This is a genomic window from Burkholderia sp. BCC1985, assembly GCF_905339915.1.
Taxonomy (GTDB): Bacteria; Pseudomonadota; Gammaproteobacteria; order Burkholderiales; family Burkholderiaceae; genus Burkholderia.
Map to the genome: position 1 here is coordinate 1 of NZ_CAJPGY010000063.1, position 26,668 is coordinate 26,668.

Sequence of the window (26,668 nt, forward strand, 5' to 3'; positions counted from 1 at the left end):
CCTCATTTAGGTTGCCCCCTGCAGAAATTGCAGGCTGTACCACGATGAAACCCAGTCGAACTTCCATGTCCCTCGCCTTCTTTCGCAATACGTCTATTCCCTCGGGTGAACCCTTGAGGATGCGATCTCGCCCCTTGCTTTGGGATTTGCTATAACGATCTAGCAGACGCTGGAACAACGCTGGCCCTCGTGTATGCCACTTCACTGACCGGCTTGCTTGGCCGGTCACGACGTATACGTCGTCAACCCGAGCGCCAGGCATTTGCCCAGACTTGCAATACTTGCAGTGGTAGAGGTCAACCTCAATCCAGTGTTGCCGTACACGCACTGCAACCAGATCCGCGACCTCGCCAGCGCCATCGTCATCGAAAATGATGTCGTAATCGTCTTCGATCTTGCTGAACGTATAGCCCTGTACGCTCGCAAGATCGCTTCGATCTGCCATAGATTCTCGACTGATATCAACCCCGTCCCATGACCAACTCTGCATCAGCTCTTGGGGTAATCGAACATTTAGGCTCGTCGGGGAGTAGACCCGGTAGTTGCCGATCACGATGGAGCCATCGACATTCAGTAGTCTCAGTCGATCACGGTCGAGGTACTCCGCAAGCGCACACTCTCTACTGCCAACTGTGAAGCGAGCACCTGGCGCGGAGTAGGAATAAGAATCGCCGCGCAGATGGATCCTGATCTTCAATAGCTCCCGCTCCGACTCGCCATCGCGTGCGGCGATCAACGGCACTGCAAGCGTCGTGGCCGACTCGATGGATGGCGGCCCCAAGACCAGATCCGTTATTGCATAAGACTCCGACTCCACAGTGACCACACACTTTGTCTCCGTGTCGATAAACAGTTGATCTGGCCAGTCTGCGAAAAACAGTCCTTGTGGCCAAGCATCCTTGATCCTGTCGGAGCGAAGTACATTTTTCAGGATGTCTGTCGTATCGATGTTCTCATCGTTGATTTTGACGGCTACCTCGTCACACCAGCTGATCCACTCATCCACTGCAGTAGAGTCCATCTTCCAAAGCTTTCCTTTGGCGGAACATCCCGCTGATGTTCGCTCGCCCTCGGAGTGCCCTACGGCGAAGATGTTGGACTTGGCCGACGTTCCATTCTCTAGATCGGCCATGACCGTGTTTACATCATGGCCAACATGCATGGTAAAGCGAACCTCACGCCCCCCTCTGATCAGGCCAACGTTCTGCAACTTCAGTAGATCGATGCCACTCAAAATCCGGAAGACTGCCTCATCTCGGATGCGAGAAGCCGAAGGCGCGATTAGCTTCACGAATCGCCCGAGTTGAATCTCGTCACCGGTGCAAGTAGCAAACAAAGTCCTGTCCGACGGCCTGTAGTATGCAAGATAAAGCTGCCAACTGGTTGTCATTACCGAAGCGCTCTTGGCCCAGTCGACCGGAATGCTCTCCTTTGTGACAGCCATCACGATGCGCTCATCATCGCTGACTGACTCCAACTCCAGTGACTCGCCTCGACCGCGAAGCATGCTTACATTGGCAGGTCGCCACCCGGATCGATCGACTCGGTAAGCGACAGCACTAGTGTGTGGCCGAGGATTGAGAGCTACGATCTTTTCGGCATCGTCATTGCCCTCAAACTTAGCCTCGAATTCCTGCCGCTCAACCTCCCGGCGGATCTTGTTCTCGCTGACTTCGCGAATAACCATGCCCCAATCGGCGTCTGACTCGTAGAGCCCTTGCATCTCCCCCTCAATTCTTTGGTTGGCAATATTCGCAACAAACTTGGCGGGACCAAGCTTGGATGACACACGAGTCAACCGTCCGATGAACTGAAGCGTCACCGCAGGGCTACGATGTTGGTCGTGAATCGCGGCCAGTTTCAGTTGAGGTAGGTCGAAACCTTCCCCCAGCATGTTCACGCAGATTACGACCCGGCTCCGACGTTCAAGGACTGTGCTCAACGTCTCACGGCGATCGCCAGTTCGACTATGCAGGAGCACCGGATTGAGTTCGGTTCCTTCCGAGAGGCGCTCGTAGATGGCTGCAATAGTCTTGGCTTTCGCAATCGATGAGCATCGGGCCATCAGGATATGGTCGAACCCGTCCGCAAGGTCCTTTTGCAGTAGCTCCAGCGCTTTCTCGGCGATGGCCTCATCCGCCAGTTCGTCGCGGTACTCGCGTACATGATGAAATTCAATTTGTTGAAAGTAGCCATCTCGCTGGGCCTGCCGCAAGGTGTAGTTGAACACGATCTTGCTGCCCAAGCGTTGTTCGTCGAGACGGAATGGCGTAGCAGTGAAGTAAAGCATGGGCCTACCTTCGGCACCGGTCCGGATTCGATCCCAAGTTGCAGCCGCTACGTGATGAGCTTCATCGAATACGATGTGGGTATATAGCGCCAGAACGCTTTCTAATGTATTTGTATCCAGCGTGGCTAGTGTTGCCGGCGTTGCAACCGTCACGTTGGCGTTCTCAATTGCGGCTGTATCCGAGGCCCTGTCTGATCCTTCGGCTACATGGACAGCCGGTGATCGCACGCTGTCCGACACAGCCCCGATGGTCCTGAGCGTCTGAAGCGACCGCAGCCTCTCGCTCATCTGCGTTCGCAGTGCGTCGGACGGAACCACCAACAGTGTTCGCTTGAACAACCCAGCTAAGACAAGAGCGAATATCGTATCAGTCTTGCCAGTTCCAGTGGGCATGACGACTGTTGCTGGTTTAGTGGGTTCCATGTCGAGATGCGATAGAACGGCAAGGACTGCCGCTCGCTGGGGTGGCCTGAATCCACGCCCTTCATTAGCTTCGGTTGCGAGACCAAAGTTGATGCGATTGTCGGCCCAGCTCCTGTAAATCTCATTCTTCCCATAAAAATCAACATCAACGTCCATTCCCTTGCTCCCCCGTTAAGCTTCATATGTTTGTATCATGTGACGACGTAAACGCATCTCGCAACAGACTAAGCCGTTGCCAGTCCAGCATCCACTGTAGCGTAACGCGCCGACAGTAGATCAGTGCGTTTGTCACGAAACAGACTTTGCAAAGTGGCTGGATCGATCAGCGGCTCTTACCACCCAACGATCACGATGCAGCTGATCGCAACGTCGAACGGATCAATAGAATTCACAGAAATCCACGCAAACTGTTACACGACTAGACGTCGAGAATCTCCGACGGCCCCATCCTTTCGGCGAGCGCAGCTCTTTCCCTCATATCGATCGCCGCAGCACTCTTCCATCCTGATCGGTATGTCATTCGATAGTGAATATTCACTTACTCCATATTCGACATATAGCCCGAACACCAACGCGATCATGGATTGCGCATGCATCAAATATGCCGCATATATCATCGAATTTTTAAACGCACGACACCGAGAAAATCATTTTTTATTCAAAGACAACATATTGAGACCGCGGACATCTTTTCTGAGAACCAACAACAATGTGGGCTCGCAGAAAAGATGTCTTTGGCACCCTATACAAATCAATGACTTGGACATCTTTTCTGAGACGATCACATGCTCACCGTCTCAGAAAAGGTGTCCTTGGGCACGGAAATTCTCAGAAAAGTTGTCCTTGGAAGCATCGCTTGCCTCCGTTCGCGCATTCCGTTGGAACCGAGCGGTGAATGCCGTGGATCAAATCTGCACGACATCCCGACCGAAACCTGTCCACCTCATCAGTCACAGCTAAGGCCTGCGCCCCAGATCCTTGGATATGGGGCGCGACCGATCAGGTGGAGGTCGAGCGTACCTTCCCCAGGATCGTGCATGTGGAGGCGGTTCGTCCGCGCGGCGTGGCGCAGGACTTGTGAATCCTTCCGCCAAGACGCCTAGAATTCAGTCATGGCTGCATTCCACATTCACAAGGAGGCTGTCATGACTCAGTCGATGATTGGTTGGGTGGTTGGTCTTGCGGTGGTCGCGGTGGTTGCAGTCGCGTTGGCGCGCCGTTACCAGAGCGAACATTCAAGTATGGAAGTCGTTCAGTGGCTGGACTCCCATCACTTGGGGTGGATGCATCGCAAACATTGACCTCTCGGCGCTGGCGGCGATAAACCCCGCCTTGCCGAAGTTTACCGGGAGCCAAACACACGGATGCAGGCGGGCGGGTGAAGTCTGCCATGTCGTTGTCTCGCCAGGGGTCTTGGCAAGGAAGGCATCATGGATGATGAAGTGTGTACGACCCACACGCACGTGGCACGCCTTCGCGTGATGCAGACCACGTCTGGGCGCTATCGCGGAATCGTCCACTTGCACCGCATCGGAGAGGATCCCGGCACCTCTGATCAACACGATACCGAAGGGGATTTTGCATCGGACGTGGAGGCGCGTGACGCCGCACGAACGCTCGCACGCAGATTGCTCGAAGAGCAAATCCAGGGGCACGAAAAGGCGCAAGGCATCGATTGAATCTGCGTCGGCGGCCTGGTCGTTACGCAACGTCGATCGGCAACGCGACGTCCATCAGCGCGTAGCGCGCCAGTCGCACAATGCGGCCGCTCGTCCGTTGATCTGCCTTGAGAGCACGGGACAGAAAGGAATGTCGGCTTACGACGCGAGTTTCCCGTTGACCGGCAGCATGGCGTCGGCTCGCGCAATTTCGGATCGGGACGCACGTCTCCGATTGACGCGCGCTCCCATGCATTGCTGTTCAACAGAGAGCCGTATCAAAGAACTGCGTCGAACATCCAATGTTCGCCTCGGTTCTGATCGATGATGTCTTCTGCGTAACGTTGCGAAGCCCGGCGTGCGTCACCGGCACTGGCAAACGGCGAACCGTCGACAAGCTTGAAGGTCTGGCTCCGGGTCAGCGTGGTGTTAGTGCCACGCAGGCAAACCTTGACCGCCGCGTCGAAACCGGCTTCGTAGTTGTGAGTACGGCCAGCGCCTGTGTGAAAGTGAGGATAAATCAGCGGATATATTTCGAATCCGCGATAGGTACGCATACTCATGATGAACTCCCGGTGATTGATGGCTACGAATTGCGTAGAGGAGCGCAATCAATCCTGTATCGGCGCTACATGGTTAGCGTCGAACAAATCTGTTTCGAGGCACACCGGGCGAAGCCCGTTCGTCTTTGTGCCGGAAATTGATACGCCCTTTGGTGAGGTCATAGACCGACAATTCCAGTGGACCTATCCGTCATTTTGTGGGCGGGGCATATCATGAGAGGTAAAAGTCATGGATATGCCAATGAAGAAGAAACGGAGAACAGTAGCCTCTCAGGCAGCGGCCCGCGGGCCGCTGCCTGAGTTGCCCAAAGAACTGCTGGACCAACTGGTCAAGGGGCCGATGACGCCGACCGAGGTTCAGGATCTGATGCTGGCGTTCAACTAAGCGGTCATCGAACGCGCGATGGGCGCCGAAATGAATCTACATCTGGGCTACCCGTCGGCCCAGTCCAAGCCGCCCGGACAAGCCAACGAGCGCAACGGCGCCAGCGGCAAGACGGTCATCACGGATCGCGGCCCGGTTCGTGTCGAAGTCCCTCGTGACCGTGACGGCAGCTTCGAGCCGATCCTGATTCCCAAGCACGAGCGCCGCTTCACCGGCTTCGACGAACGCATCATTGCGATGTACGCGCATGGCATGAGCGTGCGCGAGATTCAAGGGTTTCTGGCCGAGCAATACGGCACCGAAGTGTCGCCCGACTTCATCAGTTCGGTCACCGACGAGGTGATGGCCGAAGCGCTGAGCTGGCAGAGCCGCCCGCTCGAGGCGATGTATCCGGTCGTGTTCTTCGACGCGCTGCGGGTCAAGATCCGCGACGACGGCGTGGTCAGCAACAAGGCCGTCTATCTGGCCTTGGGCATCCAGGCCGATGGCCAGCGCGACGTGCTGGGCCTCTGGATCGAGCAGACCGAGGGCGCCAAGTTCTGGCTCAAGGTGCTCAACGAACTCAAGACGCGCGGCTGCCAGGACATCCTGATCGCCGTGGCCGATGGCCTGAAAGGACTGACCGAGGCGATCAGCGCAGCCTATCCGCGGACCACCGTTCAGACCTGCATCGTGCATCTGATCCGCAACAGCCTCGAATACGCCAGCTACAAGGACCGTAAGGTACTCGCCACTGCGCTGCGCCCGATCTACGCGGCTGCCAGCGAAGAGGCGGCAAGGCAAGCGCTGCAAGACTTCGCCGACGGACCTTGGGGGGCGAAGTACCCGACGATCGTGCAGTCGTGGCAACGCGCGTGGGAGCACGTCGTGCCGTTCTACGTGTTCCCGCCGGAGATCCGACGGGTCGTCTACACCACGGATGAAATACACAAGCCCCCACGCCGTACTTCGCTCGTTCGCTATGTCCGCGCTTCCGGCCACCGTATCGGCGCGCTGTCTGATTTGGGGCGCGACTGCTTCCACCGGTTAAACAGTCTTTGATAGGTTCGCTCAGACTGCTCAGCCACGGCTCGTTCCTGCTGACGGACACTCTTCAGACTGTAGGCGGCAGCCGGACCTTTGCGCGAGCCATGCTGCGCCGGCATTCCAGCCTGCAGTTCCAGCGCACGTAACTTGTGTGCGGTCAACGCGGGACGGTCCCACGCGAACGGCTCGTCGCGTGTCAGCACATACCATACGATCACTGCGAGTTTGCGAGCGGTCGCGACGACAGCAATTTGCTGGCCGCGGCGATCGCGCACGCGTAGGAAGAAGGCGCGCAGCGGCCCAGGCGCCTGCGTGGCGCCCCAGGCAGCCTCGACCAGCATCGCCCGTGCGTAAGAGCGCCCGCGCTTGGTGATGTGGCCGTGCCTGGCCGGTGTCGGGCCGGACTGATAGACCGACGGATTGAGCCCGAAGTAGCTCACCAGCTTCTCCGGATTCGGAAACCGCTCGATGTCGCCAATGGCAGATAGCAGCCCGATCGCCACCGTGGTGTTGACGCCGGTGATCGTCAGCATCACGCGCAATCGCGCGTCGTCGATGGTCGCTTGCGCGAGTGCTTGCTCCACCTCGCGCAGATCCTCACCGAGGCGGTCCAGTTCGCGCAGCCGCTGCTCAACACCGAGTCGCTCGTCCAACGGAAGCGGTTGAACGCCGAGCCAGGCACGCCCCTTCTTGCCAAACAGATCGGTGGCGGGGCATCGCTCGATCAGATGCGCGGCCAGAACCGCATGAATCTCGTTCTTCAGCCGCGTGCGCTGCCGCACCAGCTGTGAACGACGCGAGATCTGTCGGCGCAACGCCAGCGTGTGCTCGTCCGGCATCCATACTTCCGGCAGAAAGCCGCTTGCATACAGCTGTGCCAGTACGGCTGCCTCGATCTTGTCCGTCTTGACGCGAGCCTCCGCGATCAGCCGAACTTGCAGCGGATTGGCAATCGCCACGCGCGCGACGTGCCGACGAAGCACGTTGACGATGGCGGCAGTGTTGCCGGTTGCTTCGAGCACCACATGATCGGTGGCGCGCAGCTTCTCGGCAAAACGCTCCAGTTCGTCGCGTCGCAACCCGGTGCGGCCGCCTGCATGCAGCGTGCCATCCTCCAGGTACGCGATCTCGGCCACTGAGCGCGAGACGTCAAACCCCACGATTCGCATAACCGTCTCCCGTATCAGATCACTGTTGGGAGCCGGTGGGACAGCACGACAACTACGGATTCGCGCTCACAGCGCAACCGGGCGGGTCGCAGGGGCGGCCAACTACTAACACGAGCTCGCGGCTCATCGTGTAACAACGGCCTGCCCACCCGAAGTGCTCCCCAGTGCCCCTGTCCCGGATGGTCACACCATACGCTCAAACCACTCGGCGCGGAAACGCGAGGCACCGGCTATATCATGCCGGTTACGAACGCCATAGAAAGTTTGAACATGCAGTTGCGCAAGATCATCAAGACCCGTGGTCACTTCCCGAATGATGAGGCCGCGATCAAACTGCTCTGGCTGGCGTTGCGCAACGTGCTGGCCAAGACCGTACGCGCTGCGTTCGACTGGAAATCAGCGATGAATCAGTTTGCTATCCTGTTCGGAGAGCGATTTATGCAGGCGCGTGGATAACGCGCTGTTCAACCGCCTCGCCCACAAAAATGCAGACAGGTTCCGCTGACGCGTATCACCGCTATGCGCGGGCATCTCCGCATACGGACGCCCGGCATCATCAATATCATTCCGGAGCTCCACGAATCTCAATATAGCCAGGCTGGCTGAACCTCGTCCTCACACGTTCACGAGCATCGACCTGGCATTTCATCCGGCCGCGTTGATGACCTTCGTTTCCAGGTAATCCTCGAAACCGAACGCCCCCCACTCGCGCCCGTTCCCCGACTGCTTATAGCCGCCAAACGGCGCATCGAAAGACTGATCGGCGCCGTTGAGACTCACCATACCGGCACGCAGTTCGCTTGCTACGGATCGTGCCAATTCCGCATTGCCCTGCAGATATGCCGCAAGTCCGTACGGCGTGTCATTCGCAATGGAGATGGCTTCGTCGAGACTCCGATACGGGATCATCGTCAAAACGGGGCCGAAGATTTCCTCGCGCGCGATACGCATATCGTTATGCACATCAGCGAACAGCGTCGGTTTGACATAGTAGCCGAGCTCGAGACCAGCCGGCGCATCCGGCCCGCCGGCGACGAGCGTAGCGCCTTCATCGATCCCCGCCCGGATGAGAGCACGGACCTTTTCGAACTGAGCGTGCGACGCAACAGGGCCGATATGGCCGCCGTGCTGCTCAGGACGACCGACCTGAATGCTGTTGGTCACCTCACGAGCGATTTCGACAGCCGCCGCGTATTCGCTCTCGGGCACGAGCATACGTGTGGGTGCGTTGCAAGACTGTCCGCTATTAGCCATGCAATGACGCACGCCTCTCTCCACGGCCGGACGCAAATCCGCGCCTTCGAGAATGATGTTCGGCGATTTGCCGCCCAGCTCTTGGGCTACCCGTTTGATCATTTGCGCACCCACCGCGCCGATCGTGCTGCCTGCGCGGGTCGAACCCGTAAACGAAATCATGTCGATGTCAGGATGCGCCACAAGCGCCGCGCCCGCAGTCGCACCGTCGCCGTTGATCATGTTGAACACGCCGGGCGGCAAATCGAGTTCATCGATCATTTCGGCCCACAACAGCGCGCTCAGCGGCGTGACCTCGCTCGGCTTGAGCACCATCGTGCACCCGGTTGCGATGGCGGGCACCACCTTGCACGCGATCTGGTTGATGGGCCAGTTCCACGGTGTAATCAATGCGCACACGCCAATGGGTTCGCGAACCACAGTCCCGCCGGAGACTGCGTGCTGGAAGCGAAACGTCCGAAGGGCATGGATCCCGGCCTCAATGTGCCCTTGCCCCGTGCGGGCCTGTGCCGCTACAGCGAAATCGATGGGCGCGCCCATCTCTAGCGAGATGACGCGCGCCATCTCGTCGTAGCGCCGGTTGTAGATCGACAGCAGTTTGACGAGCCATCGCTCCCGCTGCTCGACGGTAGTCCGCGAAAATTCGCCGAACGCAGCTTTTGCGGCCGCTACCGCACGACCGACGTCCGACGCGGAAGCAGCGGCAATCGTCTCGATAATCGACTCGTCCGCCGGGTTTTCCACTTCGATCTGCGCGCTCGACTCAGGCGCTTGCCATTTGCCCGCAATGTAAAACCGCTTCGCATTGGTCATTCGAGTCTCCAGTTGTTGAATTTAAAAAGGGGATTCAGCCTTGCCGTCATCGTCACCGCATCTGCTGCATCTGCTGCATCGCATCGAGAAATGCCCGTGGCTTTCCTCCTCCACTGCCACGATTGACCCGGGCGCTTGTGCCTGCCCGCATACCGGAATATGATGCATCATATATTTTATTTTCACAGGAGGAAAGTCCATGACGAAAGTTGCTGTAGTAACGGGGGGCGGCACCGGAATCGGTCGCGCGATCGCCGAAGAATTCTTGCGCGCGGGTCTGCGCCCCGTGTCCGTCGGAAAGGACGCGGACGAGGATCTCGATCCGGCGATCGCGTTCAAACGAGTCGACGTGACGTCAGCCGCTGAAGTTCGCGACGCATTCGGCGATCTTGCGCAGATTCACGTGCTCGTCAACGCCGCCGGAATCATCCTCCACGACCGCGCGGAGTTCGATTCAGCGGGCTTTCGAAAAGTGGTCGACGTCAATCTGAACGCCTGCCAGCTCACGACCGAAGTCGCGCTCGACAAGCTGTCCGCGGTGCGCGGCTGCGTCGTCAATATCGCATCGATGTGGAGCTTTTTCGGCTCGGCCCGTAATCCTGCCTATACGGCAAGCAAGGCCGGCCTCGTTGGCTTGACGCGCGCGCATGCCGCCGCGTTCGCGGATCGCGGAGTGCGCGTCAATGCAGTGGCGCCTGGCTGGATCGAAACGCGACTATCTGCGGGAGCGCTGAACAACCCCGAGCGCAGCGGTTCAATTCGCGCACGGCTGCCGCTCGGGCGCTGGGGGCAGCCTTCGGATGTCGCCAGGGGCGTGAAATTCCTTTGCTCGGCCGACGCGGACTACATCACGGGAGTCGTCCTTCCGATCGACGGCGGATTCAGCATCGCATGATGAAGCAGTGAGGATAGGCGGCGGCGATGCGCCGCCGCACGCATGTGCTACCCGCGTGGGGGTAGCATCGCAATCGGATCGGGTAATCGGCTACTTACGTAGCGGCGACTTCGCCATGCTCCCGCTCGGCCATCCATTCGAGCAGCACGCGCTGGCCCCATTCGATATCTTCCTGGATCGCTCGCGATGCCCCCTCGGGATCACCCTTGCGCAGCGCGGCCAGCACGCGATAGTGGGGGTGCGAACGATTCGATATCTCGCGCCGCGGCAGATGCGAATGAAACGTGTGCAGCAGCGGCCCCATCCGGACCCACATGGTTTCCACGGTTGCGCTGAGCGTGGGCATCCTGGCTGCCGCCATCAATTCGAAATGGAAGTCGCGATTGCGCTCCGCGGCCTCTGAAGGGCTCGCGGCAACTGCCTCGATGAACTCGTCGTGCGTCAGGCTCAGATGGCGGATTTCCTTTGGGGTAATGCGCTGCGCCGCCTGTTCGGCCGCCGCACCCTCGAGAAGCCGCCGCATGAGCTGAATCTCCGCAACGGTATCGGCGTCGAGCACCGGCACCACGATCGAGGTTGCCGCAGTCATTTCCAGGGCCTGTTCACTGACCAGGCGGAAAATCGCTTCGCGCACCGGCGTGATGCTCGTGCCGAGCTTTTCGGCAAGGTCGTTGATACGCAGTCGGTCGCCAGGCGCGTACTGACCGTTCATTAATCGGGAGCGGATCTCTTCGTAGATGCGTGACGAGAGATTGCTCTTTTCGACACGGGCGAGTGGCTTCATTCTGATAACGGGACGAAAAATGTTTTCATGCATGATACATCACGCTCCATCGCCGCAACAGGCGGTGCCGATGCCGATAACCCGGCTGCGGGCTCAGTCGACTACGGCGACGGGCCGGCCGTGCCCGGTATGGGCTTTCAACGATTCCAGTGCTTCGGGCAAGCGCGACAGCGGCATCGGCTCGATAGGCAGCGGCGCCAGTGCGCGATGCAGCACGTCAGTGAGCAGACGCTCTCCCGCATCGACCAGCGTGCGCCAATGCGCGGCCGAGCCGTGGGTGTGCAGTGCATTCAGGGCCACTTCATGCAACGAGATGGCCGTCGTAAACGGTGCGACCGGGGATGTCTCCAGACGGTCCTGGATGCAGACGAGATGGCCGTTCACGGCGACGAAGCGCGCAAGTCGGGCGGCATGCTGGCCGCTCACCGTGTCAAACACGACGTCGAACGGCCGATGCGATGAAAAGGCGCTGCTTCCGATGTCCGGCAACAGACTCGTCGAAGCGCCAAGACGCGCCATGCGCTCGAAATGACGTGAGTTGCACATCACCGACACTCGCCAGCGAGCCCGCACTGCGAGCTGGACCAACAGCGTGCCGACCGCTCCACCGGCACCCGTTACCAGTGCTTCGAGGCCGGTCCGGTGCGGCACTTTCTGCGTGGCTTGCCACGCCGTCAGCATGGGGCACGGCAACGCCGCCGCCTCGGCAAAACTCAGGCCCGGCGGCAAGCGCAACAGTGCGCGGACCGGCACTGCGGTGTACTCCGCGAAACTGCCGTCGCGCGTGAGCGACTGGTGGTAGGCCACACGCACGCCGAGCCATTCCTGTTGGATGCCCGCGCCTACCGAGACCACCTCTCCCGCCCCGTCAACCCCTGGTATGTGGTCCGGCCGCCATGCCGGCGACCCCCATTCGATGAATTTCCAGTCAACGGGATTCAGACCCGCGGCGCGGTTGCGCACGAGCACTTCTCCGGGCCCCGGCACCGGCCTCGCCGCACGCCGCCATGCGAGCGCGGAAGGCGCGCCGGCGATCTGCCAGGTCCAGGCGCCCATCGTATCCGTCGTGTTGTTCGTGCCGATCGTCACGCTATCTTCCAGCATCGCTACACCACCGCGTCAAGTGCTGCGCCGCTCAGGGTCGTCTTGCCGAGCACGTAGTCCGCGCCCTTCTCGCCGATCATGATGGAAGCGGCGTTCGTATTGCCCGACACGAGATTCGGCATGATCGATGCATCAATCACGCGCAATCCATCGATGCCGCGCACGCGCAATTCGGGATCCACCACCGCGTGCTCGTCCACGCCCATCCTGCACGTGCCGACCGGGTGATAGACGGTTTTCGCGCGCTTGCGAATGTAGTCCATCAGCGCGGCGTCGGTCGCGACGCCCGCGCCCGGCAGCGCCTCCTCGCTCGTATAGCTGCGCAGAGCCGGTTGCGCGAGAATCTCGCGCGCCTTTTTCAGGCCGGCTACAGCGAGGCGTCGATCCTCGGCATGCTGGAAGTACTTCGGATCGATCCACAGCGCGGCGCCCGGATCCGCGCTGCGCAGACGAATCTCGCCACGGCTTTGCGGACGAAGCACGCAAGGATTGATTGTCGCGCCTGCCGACTTCACGTGGTCCTGATCCAGGTCCAGAAACACGATCGGCACGAAGTGCATCTGGATATTGGGACGCTCTTGCGGCGCGTCGACGTTGACGAACGCGCAGGCTTCGGTCACGTTCGATGTGACGGGCCCGCTCTTGAAAAGCAAATATTGCAGCCCGTTCTTCAGCGTGTTGGTGAAGCTGTCCTGGCCGTAGTAACCGTAGTTTCCCGTGCAGTAGGACACCGCCGGAAATTCGATATGGTCTTGCAGGTTCGCACCGACACCCGGCAGATCCTGCACGGCCTCGATGCCGTGCCGAGCGAGTTCCTCCGTCGCGCCGATTCCGGAAAGCAACAGCAGACGCGGCGACTGCACGGCTCCTGCCGACAGGATCACCTCCTTGCAGCCCTTCTCGCGTACGAGCTGGCCGTTGCTGACGTATTCCACACCGATCGCGCGACCCGCCTCGATCAAAATGCGGTCCACGCGCACACCGGTACGGATCGTCAAACGCCCGCTCGCCTCGGCGTTGCGCAGATAAGCTACGGCTGCGCTGCAACGCTTCTTGTCGCGTGTCGTGATTTGATTGAAGCCGACGCCATTCTGCCGCGCGCCGTTGAAATCGTGCGTGAAAGGAATGCCGGCTTGCTGCGCGGCGCGCACGAACGCCGTCGACAATTCGCAGCGTTGCGAAAGATCCGACACGCCAAGCGGCCCGCCGACGCCGTGATACCGATCGTCGAGCCGCTCGTTGTCCTCCGCGCGCCTGAAGTACGGCAACACCTCGTCGTAAGACCATCCCGAGTTGCCCAGGCGAGCCCATTCGTCGTAGTCCTCTTGTTGCCCCCGGATATAGATGAGCGCGTTCACGGAACTGCCACCGCCCAGCACCCGGCCTTGCGGCACGATGCGCGGCCGGGAGTCGAGCCCTGTCTGCGGCTCGGTTTCGTAGTGATACAGCAGATCCGTCGAGAGCAGTCTCGTGAAACCGGCGGGGATATGCACGAGCGGATTCCTGTCGCGCGGCCCCGCCTCCAGCAACAGGACGCTTGCGCCAGCTTCGATCAGTCGGCCGGTGACGGCGCTGCCCGCCGAACCGCCTCCGATCACGATGTAGTCGTATGTCAAGGGTGTCTCCAGTGTCTGCTTCTGGTCGATTGAACGGGCGCGACTTCTTTTGCACTACACATCGCTGCACTGCACATCGCTACAGCCCGCCAACCAATGATATATGATGCATCTCTATTGAACAACAACGACCGTGGTCGTATGGCTTCGCAGCGCCTAGGGGAAATACCCATCTAAGTCAGGCCATCTTGAATATATGATGCATCATCCATTCTCAATCGCCGCAAGATGACACGCTTTCACTTACGGGCAGCAATGAACACCGCCCATGGCAAACAGGATTACAGAGGAGACGATGAGCAACCACTTGATCATGCGCAACATCAGCAAGCACTTCGGTGGCGTACAGGCGCTGCGCAACGTCAGCCTGGAAGCGCACGGCGGTCAGGTACACGCGCTGATGGGCGAAAACGGTGCGGGCAAATCGACGCTCATGAAAATACTGGCGGGTGCGCACACGCCTGACGAAGGCGAGATCCTGCTGGACGGTCGCCACCTTCCAATCGACAGCCCGCACGCCGCGCAGGCGCACGGAATCTCCGTCATTCATCAGGAGTTCTCGCTCGCAAAGCATTTATCCGTCGCGGAGAACATTTTTCTGCACGACCTCGGCGCGGGAACGTCGATCATCCGCTGGTCGAAACTGAAGGCGCGCGCCCGCGAACAACTGGATGCGCTCGGCTTCGGTGAGTTGGACGTGTCGCGTCCCGTCTCAACGCTGTCGGTCGCCGAGCAGCAGATCGTCGAGATCTGCAAGGCGCTCTCGCGCACGTCGCGTGTTCTCGTATTCGACGAACCGACGGCCGTGCTCACCGCGCGCGAAACGACGCGTCTGTTCGCCCTGCTCGAGCGACTCAAGCGTGATGGCGTATGCGTCATTTACATCTCGCACCGGCTGGAAGAAATCTTCCGGCTGTGCGACAGCGCCACCGTGCTCAAGGACGGCACCTTCGTCAGCACGGTGCGCATTGCCGACATCGACGAAAATCGCCTCGTTCAGCTGATGGTCGGCCGAGAGCTGCAGGATCTCTTTCCGAAGCGCGACGCGTGCATCGGCGACACACGGCTGGAAATACGCGGCCTTTGCGCAGGCGAACGCGTGCGCGACGTCTCTTTTCACGTGCGCGCGGGCGAGGTGCTGGGCTTCAGCGGCCTCGTCGGCGCAGGCCGAACGGAGACGATGCGCGCGATCTTCGGTGCGGACCGCAGGAGCAGCGGCGAAATTCGGGTCGACGGCCGTCCGGTCGCAAAGCTGAAGCGTCCCCGCCACGGCATCGAGAGCGGTATCGGGATGCTGCCCGAGGACCGCAAACAGCAAGGCGTGCTCCTGAACATGCCGATCCGCGCAAACGCGATGATGACGCCGCGCAACACGCTCGCGCACCTGCGCTGCATTCTCGATCATCGTGCCGAGCGCGTGCGCACGCGCGAACTGATCAAACAGCTGCGGGTGAAGGCGCGCGATACCGACGTCGACGTATCGACGCTCTCGGGTGGCAATCAGCAGAAAGTCGCGCTGATGAAGTGGCTCTCGAACGGCTGCCGGGTACTGATCCTTGACGAGCCGACGCGGGGCGTCGATATCGGCGCCAAGATCGAGATCTATCACGTCATCAACGATCTCGCACGCGCCGGCGTCGCCGTCATCGTGGTCTCCTCCGACATGCCGGAGATCATCGGCCTGTGCGACCGCGTGCTCGTCATGCGTGCGGGCCGTATTGCGGGCGAACTCAGCGGCCCCGCCATCAACGAAAAGTCGCTGATATCGCTGGCCATGGGAGTCAAGTAATGGAAGGAATCATGCAAACACAGCGCACCGATGTTCCGCTGCTCCGCGGTCTGTTGCGCCATAACGCGTTGATCATGCTGATCGTGCTGTTCGTCGTATCGAGCGTCATGTCGCCCGCGTTTCTGAGCCAGGAAAACCTCTATAACCTGCTACGGCAATTGACACCCCTGCTGTTTGTCAGCCTCGGCATGTTACTCGTGATCAATACGGGCGGCATCGACCTGTCGGTGGGGTCGATCGCAGCGGCGGGCGGCCTGCTGGTAGCCATGCTGGTCCCGGCGATGCCGTTCGGCGGCATGACCGGGCTCCTCCTCTCGGTCGTGCTGGCCGTGATGCTCGGTGCGCTTTTCGGGGCGTTCAACGGTGTACTCGTGACCGCCCTCGGTCTCGCGCCATTCATCGTCACGCTTGCCATGATGACCATCGCACGCGGAATCACATACATGATGTCGAATGGCCAGCCGACGATGCTGCCGCTCGATCTGCCGGCGGCGGAATTGCTCAATGAATTCGGCAGCGGCAGCGCTCCTTGGATCAACGTGCCATGGCCGGTCGTGCTCGGCGTGGTCATCGCGCTGCTGTTCTACTTCCTGATGACCTACACCACGTTTGGACGCATGGTCGTCGCCACGGGCAGCAATGAGACGGCCGTGCGGCTGGCAGGTATTTCCGAGCGCGGTTACAAGTTCTGCGTCTACGTGATTTCCGGTGCGCTGAGCGCCGTCGCCGGCATCGTTTTCACGGCACGCACGGGTGTTGGCACGCCGATCACCGGCGTCGGCCTGGAACTCGACGGCATCGCGACGTGCGTGATCGGTGGCGCGTTGCTCTCGGGCGGGAAGGGATCGGTTCTCAACACGGTGATCGGCGTGCTCGTGCTGGGCCTGATCGGCAATGTGATGAATCTCCTGAGCGTGCCTGTTTATCCGCAACAGATCATCAAAGGCGCCATCATCGTTCTTGCCGTGCTGGTCCAACGTATCGGCCAACGCTAAACCACTTCTCCATCCGCCCGGGCCGCCACGCGGCCCCTCCGCTTCATCTTTTCTTTCATCCAACAATATTATTCAGGAGACTGAAATGAATGTTGCTCGCAGAGCACTCGCCGTCGCCACCGTGCTGGCGTTCGGCATCACCGCCCCTGTCCACAGCCAGGCCAAGGCAAAGATCTACACGCTTCTGCCGAATACGGCACTGTCCGGTGTGGTGGATCCGGCCCTGCCCGATCGAACGGCGGTCCGCAAGGCATGGCCGAAGCAGCCGGCCAATCCGAACCAGCTAAAAATAGGCTGGACCGACATCACGCTGGGCAATCCGTGGTTCGTTGAGCTCATCAAGGGGGCACGGCAGAGTGCGGCGAAATACGGTTACTCGATCGACGTGCAAGTGGCCGACGGCGATCTGCAGCGCCAATGCGCGCAGATCGACAACTTCGTCACGCGCAAAATGGACGTCATTGTGGTCGATCCGACCGATACGCTAGGTGTGTCCGCATGCATCAATCGCGCCGTCGATGCCGGCATTCCGGTCGTCACCGTCGGCACCACGCCGGACGCGAGCGCCCGAGTGCTCACCACACTGCTTGGCAACCCCTATGCAAGCGGTTTCGAGGTAGGCCGGTACGTGGCGAAGGAGGCAGGCAAAGACACGCCGATCGACGCAGCCGTCGTCATCGGCGTGCTCGGAAACTCGACGTCGGAAAGCCGCATCAACGGACTGATCGCGGGCATCGTCGATCAGCGCATGCGCGAGCGCACCACAAGCGCGAGCCGAGAGGACGCCATGTTGCGCGGCTTCGAACTGTTCCAGACCTTGAAGAAAACCGGCAAGCTGAGCGCCCCGGACATCAGATTCAACGTACTCGCGCTGGGCGTAGGCAAGTGGACCGAGGAAGGCAGCCTCGCAGCAACTGAAGATATTCTCTCCGCGCACGGCAACAAGCTGAATTTCATCCTCTCCGAGAACGACTTCATGGGGCTCGGCGCATTGCGCGCCGTACGAAACATGGGCAAGCAGGGGAAGATACGCATCGCCGATGCAGCCGGCGGTTACCGTGGAGAGCTTGACCAGATCAAGAAGGGCAACATCCTCGTGTCCGGCGAAAACTCCGGCGAGCAGACCGGTGTGGCTGCCATCGAATTCATCCACAACGCGTTCACGCGGCGCGTCGATGCGAACAATCTGCCCATGGGCTCCGGTTTCCCGCCGGCAATCATCACGCAAGGCAACGTCGACCAGAAGATCGATCCGAATCCGGCGAACCTCTTCTACAAGTACACGATTCCGCCCGTCCGGTCGATTTCGGAGATTCGGGCGCAAGGCACAAGCAACTAATTCGTTTCGCTTTGTTCCGCATGTAATGCAAGGGCGTGCACTGCCTTGGTCCGCACGCCGCGTGCTTTCACTGGAGATTCACTTCATGAGCTTTGACACCGACAGTTTTCGCGACAATCTTTTTACAGGACGGCACGTGCTCGTTTCCGGCGCGACGAGCGGCATCGGGCTTGCCATCGCGCGTGCGTTCCACCGACTCGGCGCGCATACCATCGCCACGGGCTCATCCGCAACGAAGCTCGACGCGCTACGCAACGAGGCGTCGCTGACCGGCCTGCGTTTTGCCGCGCTGGACGTGCGCAGCCACGGCGAAATCGACGCATTCTTCGGCAGCCTCGGCCGCCTTGACGTGCTCGTCAACGCGGCCGGTGTCGCTCGCCCGCGCGACGAATACGCGGATGATGTGTTTAGCGATGTACTCGACGTCAACCTGCGTAGCGTAATGCGCGTGTCGCAGGCCGCACGCCCGCTCCTCGAACAGTCGCGCGGCTCGATTGTCAATATCGCGTCCATGCTCAGCTACCTCGCCGACGCCGACGTACCGGCCTACTGCGCCAGCAAGACCGGCGTGGTCGGTCTGACTCGCTCGCTGGCCCATGAATACGGGCCGCGCGGCGTGCGCGTGAATGCGATCGCTCCCGGTTACCATCGAACCGACATGACGCGGATATTCTGGGAATCGGAAGAGTTGTCGCGCAAGATCGTGTCGCGTTCCGCTCTCGGTCGCTGGGGCGAAGCAGGGGATCTCGCGGGCGCGGCGGTGTTTCTCGCGTCACCCGCCGCGGCGTTCGTGACCGGGGTGACGCTGCCCGTCGACGGAGGATATGTGTCCGGCTTCTAGGCCGATTCGATACGGCGTTCGAAGCCGATCAGCCAAAAACGGCCGCCCGTGGCGGCCATTTCCTTTTCCGCACGTTCGGCGATCAGGCGATGCCGCCGAAGCACAGATACTTGATCTCGAGATAGTCGTCGAGGCCATAACGCGATCCTTCCCTGCCAAGGCCGCTTTCCTTGACGCCGCCGAACGGCGCGACTTCGGTCGACACGATTCCGTCGTTGATGCCGACCATTCCGTACTCGAGCGCCTCCGCGACACGCCACACCCGCGCGATATCACACCCGTAGAAATACGAAGCAAGCCCGAACGGCGTATCGTTTGCGAGCGCGATGGCTTCCGATTCCGTCTTGAACCGGAAGATCGGCGCAATCGGGCCGAACGTCTCTTCGTCAAAGATGCGCATGTCGCGTGTGGCGTCGGCCAGGATAGTCGGCTCGAAGAAATTCGCCCCCTGCGCAGCGCGCTTGCCGCCGGCCACGACACGTGCGCCCTTCGCGAGCGCATCCTGCACATGCTCTTCGACCTTCGAAACGGCAGCGGCATCGATCAGCGGCCCGATCGTGACGCGTTCGTCCAGGCCGTTGCCGACCACCAGCTTGCCGACGGCCTCCGCGAGTCGCGCGACGAAGCGGTCGTAAATGCCATCCTGCACGAGCAGGCGGTTGGCGCACACGCAGGTTTGACCTGCATTGCGATATTTCGACGCGATCGCACCGCGCACTGCCGCATCGAGGTCGGCATCGTCGAACACGATGAACGGTGCGTTACCGCCTAGTTCCATCGATGTCTTCTTGACCGTTGCGGCACACTGGGCCAGCAGTTGTTTGCCGATTTCCGTCGAGCCGGTAAACGACAATTTGCGCACGAGTGGATTCGACGTGAGTTCCGCACCGATCTGATTCGCTTTGCCCGTCACGCACGAAATTACTCCGTACGGAATACCGGCGCGTGCGGCGAGCACGCACAGCGCCAACGCACTGAACGGGGTTTGACTCGCAGGCTTGAGTACCATCGTACAGCCGGCGGCCAGCGCCGGCGCGAGTTTTCGCGTGAGCATCGCGGCCGGGAAGTTCCATGGCGTGATGGCCGCACAGACACCGATGGGTTGCTTCAGTACGACGATTCGCTTGTCGCCGGCCGGCGACGGAATCGTGTCGCCATAAACCCGTTTGCCCTCTTCGGCGAACCACTCGACAAACGACGCCGCGTAGTCGATTTCACCGCGGCTCTCGTTCAGCGGCTTGCCCTGTTCGAGCGTCATGATTTTCGCCAGATCGTCGCGATGTTCGCGCATCAGCTCGTACCAACGGCGCAGCAACGCGGCGCGCTCCTTTGCCGTTTTCGCACGCCAATGCGGCAGCGCCTGCGCAGCCGCATCGATCGCGCGGCGTGTCTCGACCGTGCCCATCCGAGGGACCGTGCCAAGCAACGCGCCGGTTGCCGGATTGAACACGTCAATGGTCGTGCCGTCATCGGCCGCGCCCCACTCACTGCCGATCAGGCACGCGTCTCTCAACAGATCCATATCGCGCAGCTCCGCGCCGCGCCAGCCATCGTCATTCAACATCGCTACTCCCGTTTATCAGAACCGGCGCGAAGTGGTGGCGCCCGAGTTCCGATGTCGGGAGATGGCTTCGCGAGCCAGCGCGTCGCTGCCACCCTTCGCGTACCGTAAACACCTCGATTACCGCGTGCCGCCCGCGATACGGTGAGCTGTTTTGCGGGCGGCTGGCACGTCAGGTCGCCTTCGCGAGCGCGGCTCGCGCAACGCGGGTGATCCCGGGACCGTCGAGTTCGTAGTGCGCATACAGATGCGTCGGCGGTGCGATCAGGCTGTACTCGTCGTAGATTCCGTGCCGCACGAGCCGCACGCCGAGCCCCTCGTCGGCCAGGACCTCGGCCACCGCCGCACCCAGCCCGCCGATCACGTTGTGCTCTTCGACCGTGACGAGCACCTTCGACTGTCGCGCCGCCGCGATAATGGCGTCACGGTCGAGCGGCTTGATGGTCGGCATGTCGATCACGCCCGCCGAAATGCCTTCCGCCCTCAGATTGTCAGCCGCTTCGAGTGCACCGGCGACCGGCAATCCGCAGCCGATAATGACGACGTCGCGTCCCACCGAATGAACGATGGCTTTGCCGATCGTGAACTCGACACCATCCTCATAGACTTTCGGATCCCGCCCGCGTCCGATGCGGAAGTAGATCGGGTCGGGCCACGTGGCCGACGCGCGGATCGCGGCGGCGAGCTGCGCGCCGTCGGCGGGCGAAATGACGGTCAGATTCGCAATCGCGCGCATCGTCGAGATGTCTTCCGTTGCATGGTGCGAGGTACCGTAGAAGCCGAGCGAGATGCCGGTATGGTGACCCACGAGCCGCACCGGCAGCTTGCAGTACGCGACATCCATGCGAATCTGCTCGCAGCACAGCAGGCCGAGAAACGATGCGAAGGTCGCGACGAACGGCATGAGGCCCGTGGTCGCCATGCCGGCGGCGGCGGAAACCATGTTCTGCTCCGAGATGCCGAATTGCACGTAGCGCTCCGGGAATTCGCCGGCGAACTTGTTCAAGCCGTTCGAATACTGGAGATCGGCGGAGCCGGCGACGACGGGATGACCTTCGCGCGCGAGATCGATGAGCGCATCGGACAGATAGTCGAGGCCAGGATTGCGCGCGTTGAGCGCGCGGTACTGCCACGAATCGGGATTTTGCGGAGTAGACATGCTTAGATCACCTTGCTCTTGATTTCTTCGATCGCCCGTTGCGCGTCATCGGGTGCCAGATAGCCGAGATGCCAGCCGGGTTCGGTTTCCATGTACGACACGCCCTTGCCCTTGACCGTCTTCGCGATGATGCAGACCGGCTTGCTGCGCACCGGGTCGGCCTTCACACGACGCAGCAGCGGCACGAGGGCGGTCAGATCGTGGCCGTCTACTTCATGCGTCTCCCAGCCGAAGGCGCGCCACTTCTCCGCAAGCGATTCGATACCGATGACGTCGTCGACCTTGCCGTCGAGTTGATAGCCGTTGCGATCGACAATCGCGATGAGGTTCGAGAGGCGGTGATGCGCGGCGAACAGCGCGGCTTCCCATACCTGCCCCTCCTGCATTTCGCCGTCACCCAGCAACGTAAAAACCTTGAAGGGGCTGCCTGCCATCTGCGCCGCCTTGGCCATGCCGGCACCGTTCGATAGCGCGTGGCCGATTGACCCCGAGCTGAAATCGACGCCCGGAACCTTGGTCATGTCCGGATGATCGCCGAGCGGATTGCCGAGACGGGTGTAGCCATCGAGCGTCTCCCGGTCGATGAACCCGTAGTCCGCAAGAATGGGAAAAAGTCCGACGGCCGCGTGCCCTTTGCCCATCGTGAACCGGTCGCGATCCTTCCATTGCGGGTTGCCGGCACGCAGTGCCATGACGTCGTAGTAAAGCGCGGCAAAGATTTCGGCTGCGGAAAACACCGACGTGTAGTGTCCCGTCTTCGCGATTTCTATCAGACGAATCGTCTCGAGGCGGACGAATTGCGCCTTCTCGCGCAACTGCGCGAGCGTCTCCCTGGAAAGCGCCTGATCGCTCTCCTGCAATGCTGTCGACATAGAGTCTCCTATTGGAACCTGAAAGGAACGAGGCGAGCGCGGCAAGACTCGGCATTCCGCCTTCGTTTCATACATGATGCATCATATATCATGATAGCGCAATGATCGACGCGCCCTGTCTTCTGTTGTCGATGTGTACGCGTGGCATTCCGGCAATCATGAATCGCGCTCCGCAAATTGACCTTGCCGTATCGCCCTCAAATGATGCATCATATATCTTCAAACAACACGGAGACACGCATGATGACCACTCCACCCTCCTCGCCCACGGTCAATGGCGAAACACAGGTTATCGTCCTGATGGCGTGGCCGTCCGCTCACGTCCGGACGCCCACACTGTTCAATGCCCTTTGCGCGAGGAAGAACATCAACGCGATCATGGTTCCGTGGGCCGTGCGTCCCGAGCATCTGACGCAGGCATGGGACGGACTGCGGCACATCGCCAATCTGGCCGGTGTCGTGCTCACTATTCCGCACAAGCAGGCGGCGGCAGAACTGTGTGAGGAACTCGATGGCGACGCATCGTTGCTCGGCGTTGTGAACGCGGTCCGCCGCAACGCGAGCGGCAGTTACACGGGGCGAATGTATGACGGTTCCGGTTTTGTCGCCGGCATGCTGCGCGAGGGCATCGCGCTCGCGGGCAAGCGCGTGCTTTTGCTTGGCGCAGGTGGAGCGGCGACTGCCCTTGCGTTGGCACTGGCGCGCGAGGGCATTGCACGGCTGACGATCGCGAACCGCAGTCGAGAAAAAGCAAGCGACCTGGCGGCACTCGTCGGAAAGGCAGTGCCGAACTGCGAGGTAAAAGCGGGCAGCGACGAGCCAGGCAATCACGACATCGTGATCAACGCAACGTCGCTAGGTCTGAAACCTGACGACGCGCTGCCCTGCGACACGTCGAAGCTGACGCCCGCAATGGTCGTCGCTGAGGTGATCATGCAGCCCGCGGTCACGCGGCTTCTGGTAGAAGCTGAAGCGCGTGGCGCCCGCACTCACCGTGGCGAACACATGGTTATGTCGCAACTCGATCACTTTGTCGAATTCCTGCTCACCAACGTGAATGCGTAAGGCTGAGGCTGGCGTCCTTGTCGCCCAACGTCTCAGCGAGCTCGCCACCCAGATACGCGGTCCTTGCAAGCAAACCGATCGGCGATTCCGGCACGCTTACTGCACCCTAGTCACTGATGCATCCGATGAGATTCATCTGTTCAGGATTCCATATCTAATTCTATTCGACCGGTACTCGAAATCATGACTGCACTCATTTTTGGCTCTCCGGGCCGATACATCCAGGGCGACGGACTCCTTGACGATATCGGTCAATACATTCGCGAATGCTCGGAGCGTGCGCTGATCCTTTGCGACTGCTTCGTGAAAGAACAGTTCGGATCGCGAATCGCGGCCTCGTGCGCCGCGCACGAAATCGACGTACGCTGGATTGCGTTCAGCGGTGAACTTACGGATCGAAAGATTCGCGAGCTCGAGCAGGCCGCGCAATCGTTCGACCACGAAGTCGTTGTTGCGATCGGTGGCGGCAAAACGCTCGACGCTGGAAAGGCGCTTGTCGATGCTGCACATTGCGCGTTGATCACCGTGCCCACCGTTGCATCGAACGACTCCCCAACTTCCAAAAACTATGTGGTTTACGACGAGGATCATCAACTCGCGGCGGTCAGGCACTTGCGGCGCAGCGCCACGTACGTGTTGGTTGACACAACGTTGATCGCGCAGGCGCCGACACATTTTCTGCTTGCCGGCATCGGTGATGCGATCAGCAAATACTTCGAAGCAGAGCAGTGCCTGCACAGCGACGGCAAAAACATGTTCCGCGCCAGGCCGTCCTACTCTGCGTACGTACTCGCGCGCGAGTGCTTTTCGATCATTCGCGCCCACGCGGAGACGGCGCTGGCCGAGCTCAAGCACGGCCGCACTGCTCCGGTATTCGATCGGCTTGTCGAAGCCGTCATTCTGATGAGCGGCCTGGGCTTCGAAAGCGCGGGGCTATCGATCGCGCACTCGATGACGCGTGGCCTGTCCCGGCTCGAAACGTCGGCGCGGGCACCACACGGCTTGCAGGTCGCGTACGCGCTGCTCGTTCAACTACATCTCGAACGTCGAGCACCGGACTTCATGCGCGACATGATCGGCCTCTATGCGCGCATTGGTCTGCCGGTCCGCTTGTGCGACCTGGGTTCTGGCGTCGTCACTCGCGAGCACTACGAGACCGTCGCTCGCTTCACGTTACAAGCACCCTACTCGGCAAATTTCGAGCGCACGCTCGGCATCGCGGACATCGTCGCGGCAATGGAAGCCATCGACCACGCTACTGCCTGAGCCCACAGGCAGCGCGAACCGGGCGCGAAAACATTTCCCGCGACAATAAATTGGAGACTTCATGACTTACCTTTCTCATCTTTCCTCGTCGTCGCGACGTGCCACGTCGCAACCTTCATCTCATCGGCGATCCTTGATCGCGTCCAGCCTCGGCAATTTACTCGAATGGTTCGACTGGACGGTCTACACGGTCGCATCGGTCTATATTGCTGGCGCGCTGTTCGATAATACGAACAAGACATCGTCGCTGCTCGGTACGCTGGCCGTATTCGCTGCAGGCTTCTTCGCCCGCCCGTTGGGTGGCATCGTATTCGGCGCGATCGCCAACCGGATCGGGCGCCGCTCGGTACTCTTGAGTACGATGCTCCTCATGGCGTTCGCGAGCCTTCTGATCGCGATCATCCCGCCATATGACGCAATCGGCAGTTGGGCCTCGGCTGCATTGCTGGTAGCGCGACTCGTGCAGGGTGCGGCGCACGGCGGCGAAACAACTGCGTCCTACGCCTACGTTGCCGAAATCGCTCCTCCGGCGCAGCGTGGTTTGTGGTCGAGTGCCGTGTTCATTTCGGTCGGCGCCGGCTCGCTGCTTGCCACCTTTTTTCTTGCGTCGCTCACGGCGTTCCTTTCACCGAACGCCATGCAGGACTGGGGATGGCGGGTGCCGTTCGCGTCAGGCGGGTTTCTCGCGATATTCGCGCTATGGCTGCGCCGCAATATGGTGGAGAGCATCAGCGTTGACGCTTCGACTAACGCCCGTCATAAACCGTGGCCACGGGCCAAGGTCGTGCGTGAAGGCTTGAAGCTGTTCGTGTATGAGGCCGGTTCGACGCTTACCTACTATACGTGGGTAACGTCCGCGGCCATCTATGCAATCAGTGTCAAGCACATGGATCCGCACCGCGCGTTCGCAATGAGTTGCATTGCCCAGGTGATCTATCTGATCGCGCTTCCGCTCATTGGACGCCTTTCCGATTTCACAGGACGCAAGGTTACAACGCTCATCTCGCTACTCGGCATCTCGATCACCATCTTTCCGCTCTGGAGCTTGATTTCCAGCGAGCCGTGGACGTTGCTTGTCACGCAATCGGTCGGGCTCGTGCTCGTTGCATTTATCACCGGGAGCAAGCCTGCAGCCATTTCGGAACAAGTGCCGACACGCTACCGCACCCGTCTCTTCGGCTTCTTCATTTCACTTGCGGTCGCATTCTTCGGCGGCACCGCCTCATATCTGAATGCATGGTTGTATTCCATCAACAGGGGGCAGCTATTCAATGTCTATCTTATCGTGGTGGCCGTAGTCGCGAGTTGCGCCGTGCTGACATGGAAAAACAACACCGGGGTAAAGCTGGACGATATCGAATGAGCTTGGATACCGACCCTGATCTAGGAAATAGTCAGGGTCAAAACTGGAGAAATTCGACATGACGTGTCCGACTGGGACACGAAGGCCATGTCATGAAGACGAGCAAGTTTACGGAAGATGACCTGCCCTGGAATTTTCGGACCAGTTGAAACTTGAGAGAATGGCTCCCAACGGAGAAAAGGAAGTCATGAAGAAGAGCCGGTTTACCGAAGAACAGATGGTCACCATCCTGCGCGAGGCGGACAAGGCGCCGGTCGCGGAAGTTGCGAAGAAGCACGGGGTCAGCGAGCAAACCACTTACAACTGGCGACAACATTTCGGCGGGCTGGAGGCTGCCGACGTGAAGCGGCTCAAGCAGCTCGAGCAAGAGAATGCGCGGCTGAAGAAGATGCTGGCCGAGCGCGATCTCGAGCTGGACGTGATGAAAGAGATCAACGC

Annotated in this window: 21 protein-coding genes and 4 pseudogenes; 13 read left to right on the plus strand and 12 right to left on the minus strand. The window is 60.3% G+C overall.

All coding sequences use genetic code 11. The features are described from left to right. The coding region (locus U4Z31_RS34410; RefSeq protein ID WP_321812724.1) for a DEAD/DEAH box helicase at positions 1-2,290 on the minus strand (2,290 nt) is incomplete at its 3' end. A gap of 30 nt (positions 2,291-2,320) precedes the next feature. Next, a pseudogene (locus U4Z31_RS37260) lies at positions 2,321-2,869 on the minus strand (DEAD/DEAH box helicase family protein); the annotation flags it as partial. A gap of 956 nt (positions 2,870-3,825) precedes the next feature. On the opposite strand from U4Z31_RS37260, the gene U4Z31_RS34415 reads away from it, so the two are divergent. Then, on the plus strand, positions 3,826-4,014 hold the full coding sequence (locus U4Z31_RS34415; protein ID WP_034175061.1) for a hypothetical protein: 189 nt from the start codon (positions 3,826-3,828) through the stop codon (positions 4,012-4,014). Between the two features lie 129 nt (positions 4,015-4,143). Further along, positions 4,144-4,392 carry a hypothetical protein gene (locus U4Z31_RS34420; RefSeq protein ID WP_230944700.1) on the plus strand — a complete coding sequence of 83 codons (249 nt, stop codon included), beginning with the start codon at positions 4,144-4,146 and terminating at the stop codon, positions 4,390-4,392. A gap of 257 nt (positions 4,393-4,649) precedes the next feature. Here U4Z31_RS34420 and U4Z31_RS34425 read toward each other — a convergent pair whose 3' ends face one another. After that, positions 4,650-4,934: a hypothetical protein gene (locus U4Z31_RS34425; protein WP_012339002.1), complete on the minus strand. Its 285-nt coding sequence runs from the start codon at positions 4,932-4,934 to the stop codon at positions 4,650-4,652. Positions 4,935-5,007: 73 nt separating this feature from the next. Beyond that, positions 5,008-5,112 (minus strand): annotated as a pseudogene (locus U4Z31_RS37265) (translation initiation factor IF-1); the annotation flags it as partial. A 57-nt stretch (positions 5,113-5,169) separates the two neighbouring features. On the opposite strand from U4Z31_RS37265, the pseudogene U4Z31_RS34430 reads away from it, so the two are divergent. Next, positions 5,170-6,300: pseudogene (locus tag U4Z31_RS34430) on the plus strand (IS256 family transposase); the annotation flags it as partial. Here U4Z31_RS34430 and U4Z31_RS34435 read toward each other — a convergent pair. Further along, entirely contained in the window at positions 6,279-7,514 is a 1,236-nt protein-coding gene (locus U4Z31_RS34435) for an IS110 family transposase (RefSeq protein WP_124524293.1), read from the minus strand. The pseudogene U4Z31_RS34430 and the gene U4Z31_RS34435 overlap by 22 nt on opposite strands. Positions 7,515-7,748: 234 nt before the next feature. Between U4Z31_RS34435 and U4Z31_RS34440 the strand changes: the two are divergent. Further along, positions 7,749-7,970, plus strand: a pseudogene (locus U4Z31_RS34440) (transposase); the annotation flags it as partial. A 189-nt stretch (positions 7,971-8,159) separates the two neighbouring features. Here U4Z31_RS34440 and U4Z31_RS34445 read toward each other — a convergent pair. After that, the gene (locus U4Z31_RS34445; RefSeq protein ID WP_124524292.1) at positions 8,160-9,581 is read right to left on the minus strand and encodes an aldehyde dehydrogenase family protein; all 1,422 of its coding nucleotides are present in this window, start codon (positions 9,579-9,581) and stop codon (positions 8,160-8,162) included. Positions 9,582-9,780: 199 nt separating this feature from the next. Between U4Z31_RS34445 and U4Z31_RS34450 the strand changes: the two genes are divergently transcribed. Beyond that, entirely contained in the window at positions 9,781-10,476 is a 696-nt protein-coding gene (locus U4Z31_RS34450) for an SDR family NAD(P)-dependent oxidoreductase (RefSeq protein WP_124489528.1), read from the plus strand. 94 nt (positions 10,477-10,570) lie between these two features. Here the strand turns inward: U4Z31_RS34450 and U4Z31_RS34455 are convergent, their stop codons facing one another. The 3 genes from U4Z31_RS34455 to U4Z31_RS34465 are packed head-to-tail and all read right to left on the minus strand — an operon-like array spanning position 10,571 to position 13,980. Then, the gene (locus U4Z31_RS34455; protein ID WP_012366404.1) at positions 10,571-11,293 is read right to left on the minus strand and encodes a GntR family transcriptional regulator; all 723 of its coding nucleotides are present in this window, start codon (positions 11,291-11,293) and stop codon (positions 10,571-10,573) included. 60 nt (positions 11,294-11,353) lie between these two features. After that, entirely contained in the window at positions 11,354-12,364 is a 1,011-nt protein-coding gene (locus U4Z31_RS34460) for a zinc-binding dehydrogenase (protein WP_124489527.1), read from the minus strand. 2 nt (positions 12,365-12,366) lie between these two features. Further along, positions 12,367-13,980 carry a GMC family oxidoreductase gene (locus U4Z31_RS34465; protein WP_124489526.1) on the minus strand — a complete coding sequence of 538 codons (1,614 nt, stop codon included), beginning with the start codon at positions 13,978-13,980 and terminating at the stop codon, positions 12,367-12,369. A gap of 295 nt (positions 13,981-14,275) precedes the next feature. Between U4Z31_RS34465 and U4Z31_RS34470 the strand changes: the two genes are divergently transcribed. From U4Z31_RS34470 to U4Z31_RS34485, 4 genes are all read left to right on the plus strand, one after another. Beyond that, complete coding sequence (locus U4Z31_RS34470; protein WP_124489525.1) at positions 14,276-15,769, plus strand: sugar ABC transporter ATP-binding protein; 1,494 nt, start codon at positions 14,276-14,278, stop codon at positions 15,767-15,769. Continuing rightward, positions 15,769-16,764, plus strand: coding sequence for an ABC transporter permease (locus U4Z31_RS34475; protein WP_124489524.1), 996 nt, complete (start codon positions 15,769-15,771; stop codon positions 16,762-16,764). Before U4Z31_RS34470 ends, U4Z31_RS34475 begins: the two co-directional genes overlap by 1 nt. 85 nt (positions 16,765-16,849) lie before the next feature. Next, complete coding sequence (locus U4Z31_RS34480) at positions 16,850-18,103, plus strand: sugar ABC transporter substrate-binding protein (RefSeq protein WP_124489523.1); 1,254 nt, start codon at positions 16,850-16,852, stop codon at positions 18,101-18,103. An 85-nt stretch (positions 18,104-18,188) separates the two neighbouring features. Then, positions 18,189-18,944 carry an SDR family NAD(P)-dependent oxidoreductase gene (locus U4Z31_RS34485; RefSeq protein WP_124489522.1) on the plus strand — a complete coding sequence of 252 codons (756 nt, stop codon included), beginning with the start codon at positions 18,189-18,191 and terminating at the stop codon, positions 18,942-18,944. Between the two features lie 82 nt (positions 18,945-19,026). On the opposite strand, the gene gabD is transcribed toward U4Z31_RS34485, so the two are convergent. The 3 genes from gabD to U4Z31_RS34500 all read right to left on the minus strand — a co-directional run bounded on the left by gabD (position 19,027) and on the right by U4Z31_RS34500 (position 22,536). After that, positions 19,027-20,508: an NADP-dependent succinate-semialdehyde dehydrogenase gene (gabD, locus tag U4Z31_RS34490; protein WP_124489521.1), complete on the minus strand. Its 1,482-nt coding sequence runs from the start codon at positions 20,506-20,508 to the stop codon at positions 19,027-19,029. Between the two features lie 169 nt (positions 20,509-20,677). After that, complete coding sequence (locus tag U4Z31_RS34495; protein WP_124524290.1) at positions 20,678-21,664, minus strand: transketolase family protein; 987 nt, start codon at positions 21,662-21,664, stop codon at positions 20,678-20,680. 2 nt (positions 21,665-21,666) lie between these two features. Continuing rightward, positions 21,667-22,536: a transketolase gene (locus U4Z31_RS34500; protein ID WP_124489519.1), complete on the minus strand. Its 870-nt coding sequence runs from the start codon at positions 22,534-22,536 to the stop codon at positions 21,667-21,669. 240 nt (positions 22,537-22,776) lie between these two features. On the opposite strand from U4Z31_RS34500, the gene U4Z31_RS34505 reads away from it, so the two are divergent. From U4Z31_RS34505 to U4Z31_RS34520, 4 genes are all read left to right on the plus strand, one after another. Continuing rightward, entirely contained in the window at positions 22,777-23,601 is an 825-nt protein-coding gene (locus tag U4Z31_RS34505) for a shikimate dehydrogenase family protein (RefSeq protein WP_124530259.1), read from the plus strand. Positions 23,602-23,784: 183 nt separating this feature from the next. Next, positions 23,785-24,867, plus strand: a complete 1,083-nt coding sequence (locus tag U4Z31_RS34510; protein WP_321812725.1) for a glycerol dehydrogenase — start codon at positions 23,785-23,787, stop codon at positions 24,865-24,867. A gap of 61 nt (positions 24,868-24,928) precedes the next feature. Then, positions 24,929-26,230, plus strand: a complete 1,302-nt coding sequence (locus tag U4Z31_RS34515) for an MFS transporter (protein ID WP_124524287.1) — start codon at positions 24,929-24,931, stop codon at positions 26,228-26,230. Between the two features lie 187 nt (positions 26,231-26,417). Continuing rightward, on the plus strand, positions 26,418-26,668 hold a 251-nt coding region (locus tag U4Z31_RS34520; protein ID WP_321812726.1), incomplete at its 3' end, for a transposase.

Bases quoted from the DNA above. Each gene is read 5' to 3' on its own strand.
- U4Z31_RS34415 (WP_034175061.1), top strand. From the start codon at position 3,826: ATGGCTGCATTCCACATTCACAAGGAGGCTGTCATGACTCAGTCGATG.
- U4Z31_RS34420 (WP_230944700.1), top strand. From the start codon at position 4,144: ATGGATGATGAAGTGTGTACGACCCACACGCACGTGGCACGCCTTCGC.
- U4Z31_RS34425 (WP_012339002.1), bottom strand. From the start codon at position 4,934: ATGAGTATGCGTACCTATCGCGGATTCGAAATATATCCGCTGATTTAT.
- U4Z31_RS34435 (WP_124524293.1), bottom strand. From the start codon at position 7,514: ATGCGAATCGTGGGGTTTGACGTCTCGCGCTCAGTGGCCGAGATCGCG.
- U4Z31_RS34445 (WP_124524292.1), bottom strand. From the start codon at position 9,581: ATGACCAATGCGAAGCGGTTTTACATTGCGGGCAAATGGCAAGCGCCT.
- U4Z31_RS34450 (WP_124489528.1), top strand. From the start codon at position 9,781: ATGACGAAAGTTGCTGTAGTAACGGGGGGCGGCACCGGAATCGGTCGC.
- U4Z31_RS34455 (WP_012366404.1), bottom strand. From the start codon at position 11,293: ATGCATGAAAACATTTTTCGTCCCGTTATCAGAATGAAGCCACTCGCC.
- U4Z31_RS34460 (WP_124489527.1), bottom strand. From the start codon at position 12,364: ATGCTGGAAGATAGCGTGACGATCGGCACGAACAACACGACGGATACG.
- U4Z31_RS34470 (WP_124489525.1), top strand. From the start codon at position 14,276: ATGAGCAACCACTTGATCATGCGCAACATCAGCAAGCACTTCGGTGGC.
- U4Z31_RS34475 (WP_124489524.1), top strand. From the start codon at position 15,769: ATGGAAGGAATCATGCAAACACAGCGCACCGATGTTCCGCTGCTCCGC.
- U4Z31_RS34480 (WP_124489523.1), top strand. From the start codon at position 16,850: ATGAATGTTGCTCGCAGAGCACTCGCCGTCGCCACCGTGCTGGCGTTC.
- U4Z31_RS34485 (WP_124489522.1), top strand. From the start codon at position 18,189: ATGAGCTTTGACACCGACAGTTTTCGCGACAATCTTTTTACAGGACGG.
- gabD (WP_124489521.1), bottom strand. From the start codon at position 20,508: ATGTTGAATGACGATGGCTGGCGCGGCGCGGAGCTGCGCGATATGGAT.
- U4Z31_RS34495 (WP_124524290.1), bottom strand. From the start codon at position 21,664: ATGTCTACTCCGCAAAATCCCGATTCGTGGCAGTACCGCGCGCTCAAC.
- U4Z31_RS34500 (WP_124489519.1), bottom strand. From the start codon at position 22,536: ATGTCGACAGCATTGCAGGAGAGCGATCAGGCGCTTTCCAGGGAGACG.
- U4Z31_RS34505 (WP_124530259.1), top strand. From the start codon at position 22,777: ATGATGACCACTCCACCCTCCTCGCCCACGGTCAATGGCGAAACACAG.
- U4Z31_RS34510 (WP_321812725.1), top strand. From the start codon at position 23,785: ATGACTGCACTCATTTTTGGCTCTCCGGGCCGATACATCCAGGGCGAC.
- U4Z31_RS34515 (WP_124524287.1), top strand. From the start codon at position 24,929: ATGACTTACCTTTCTCATCTTTCCTCGTCGTCGCGACGTGCCACGTCG.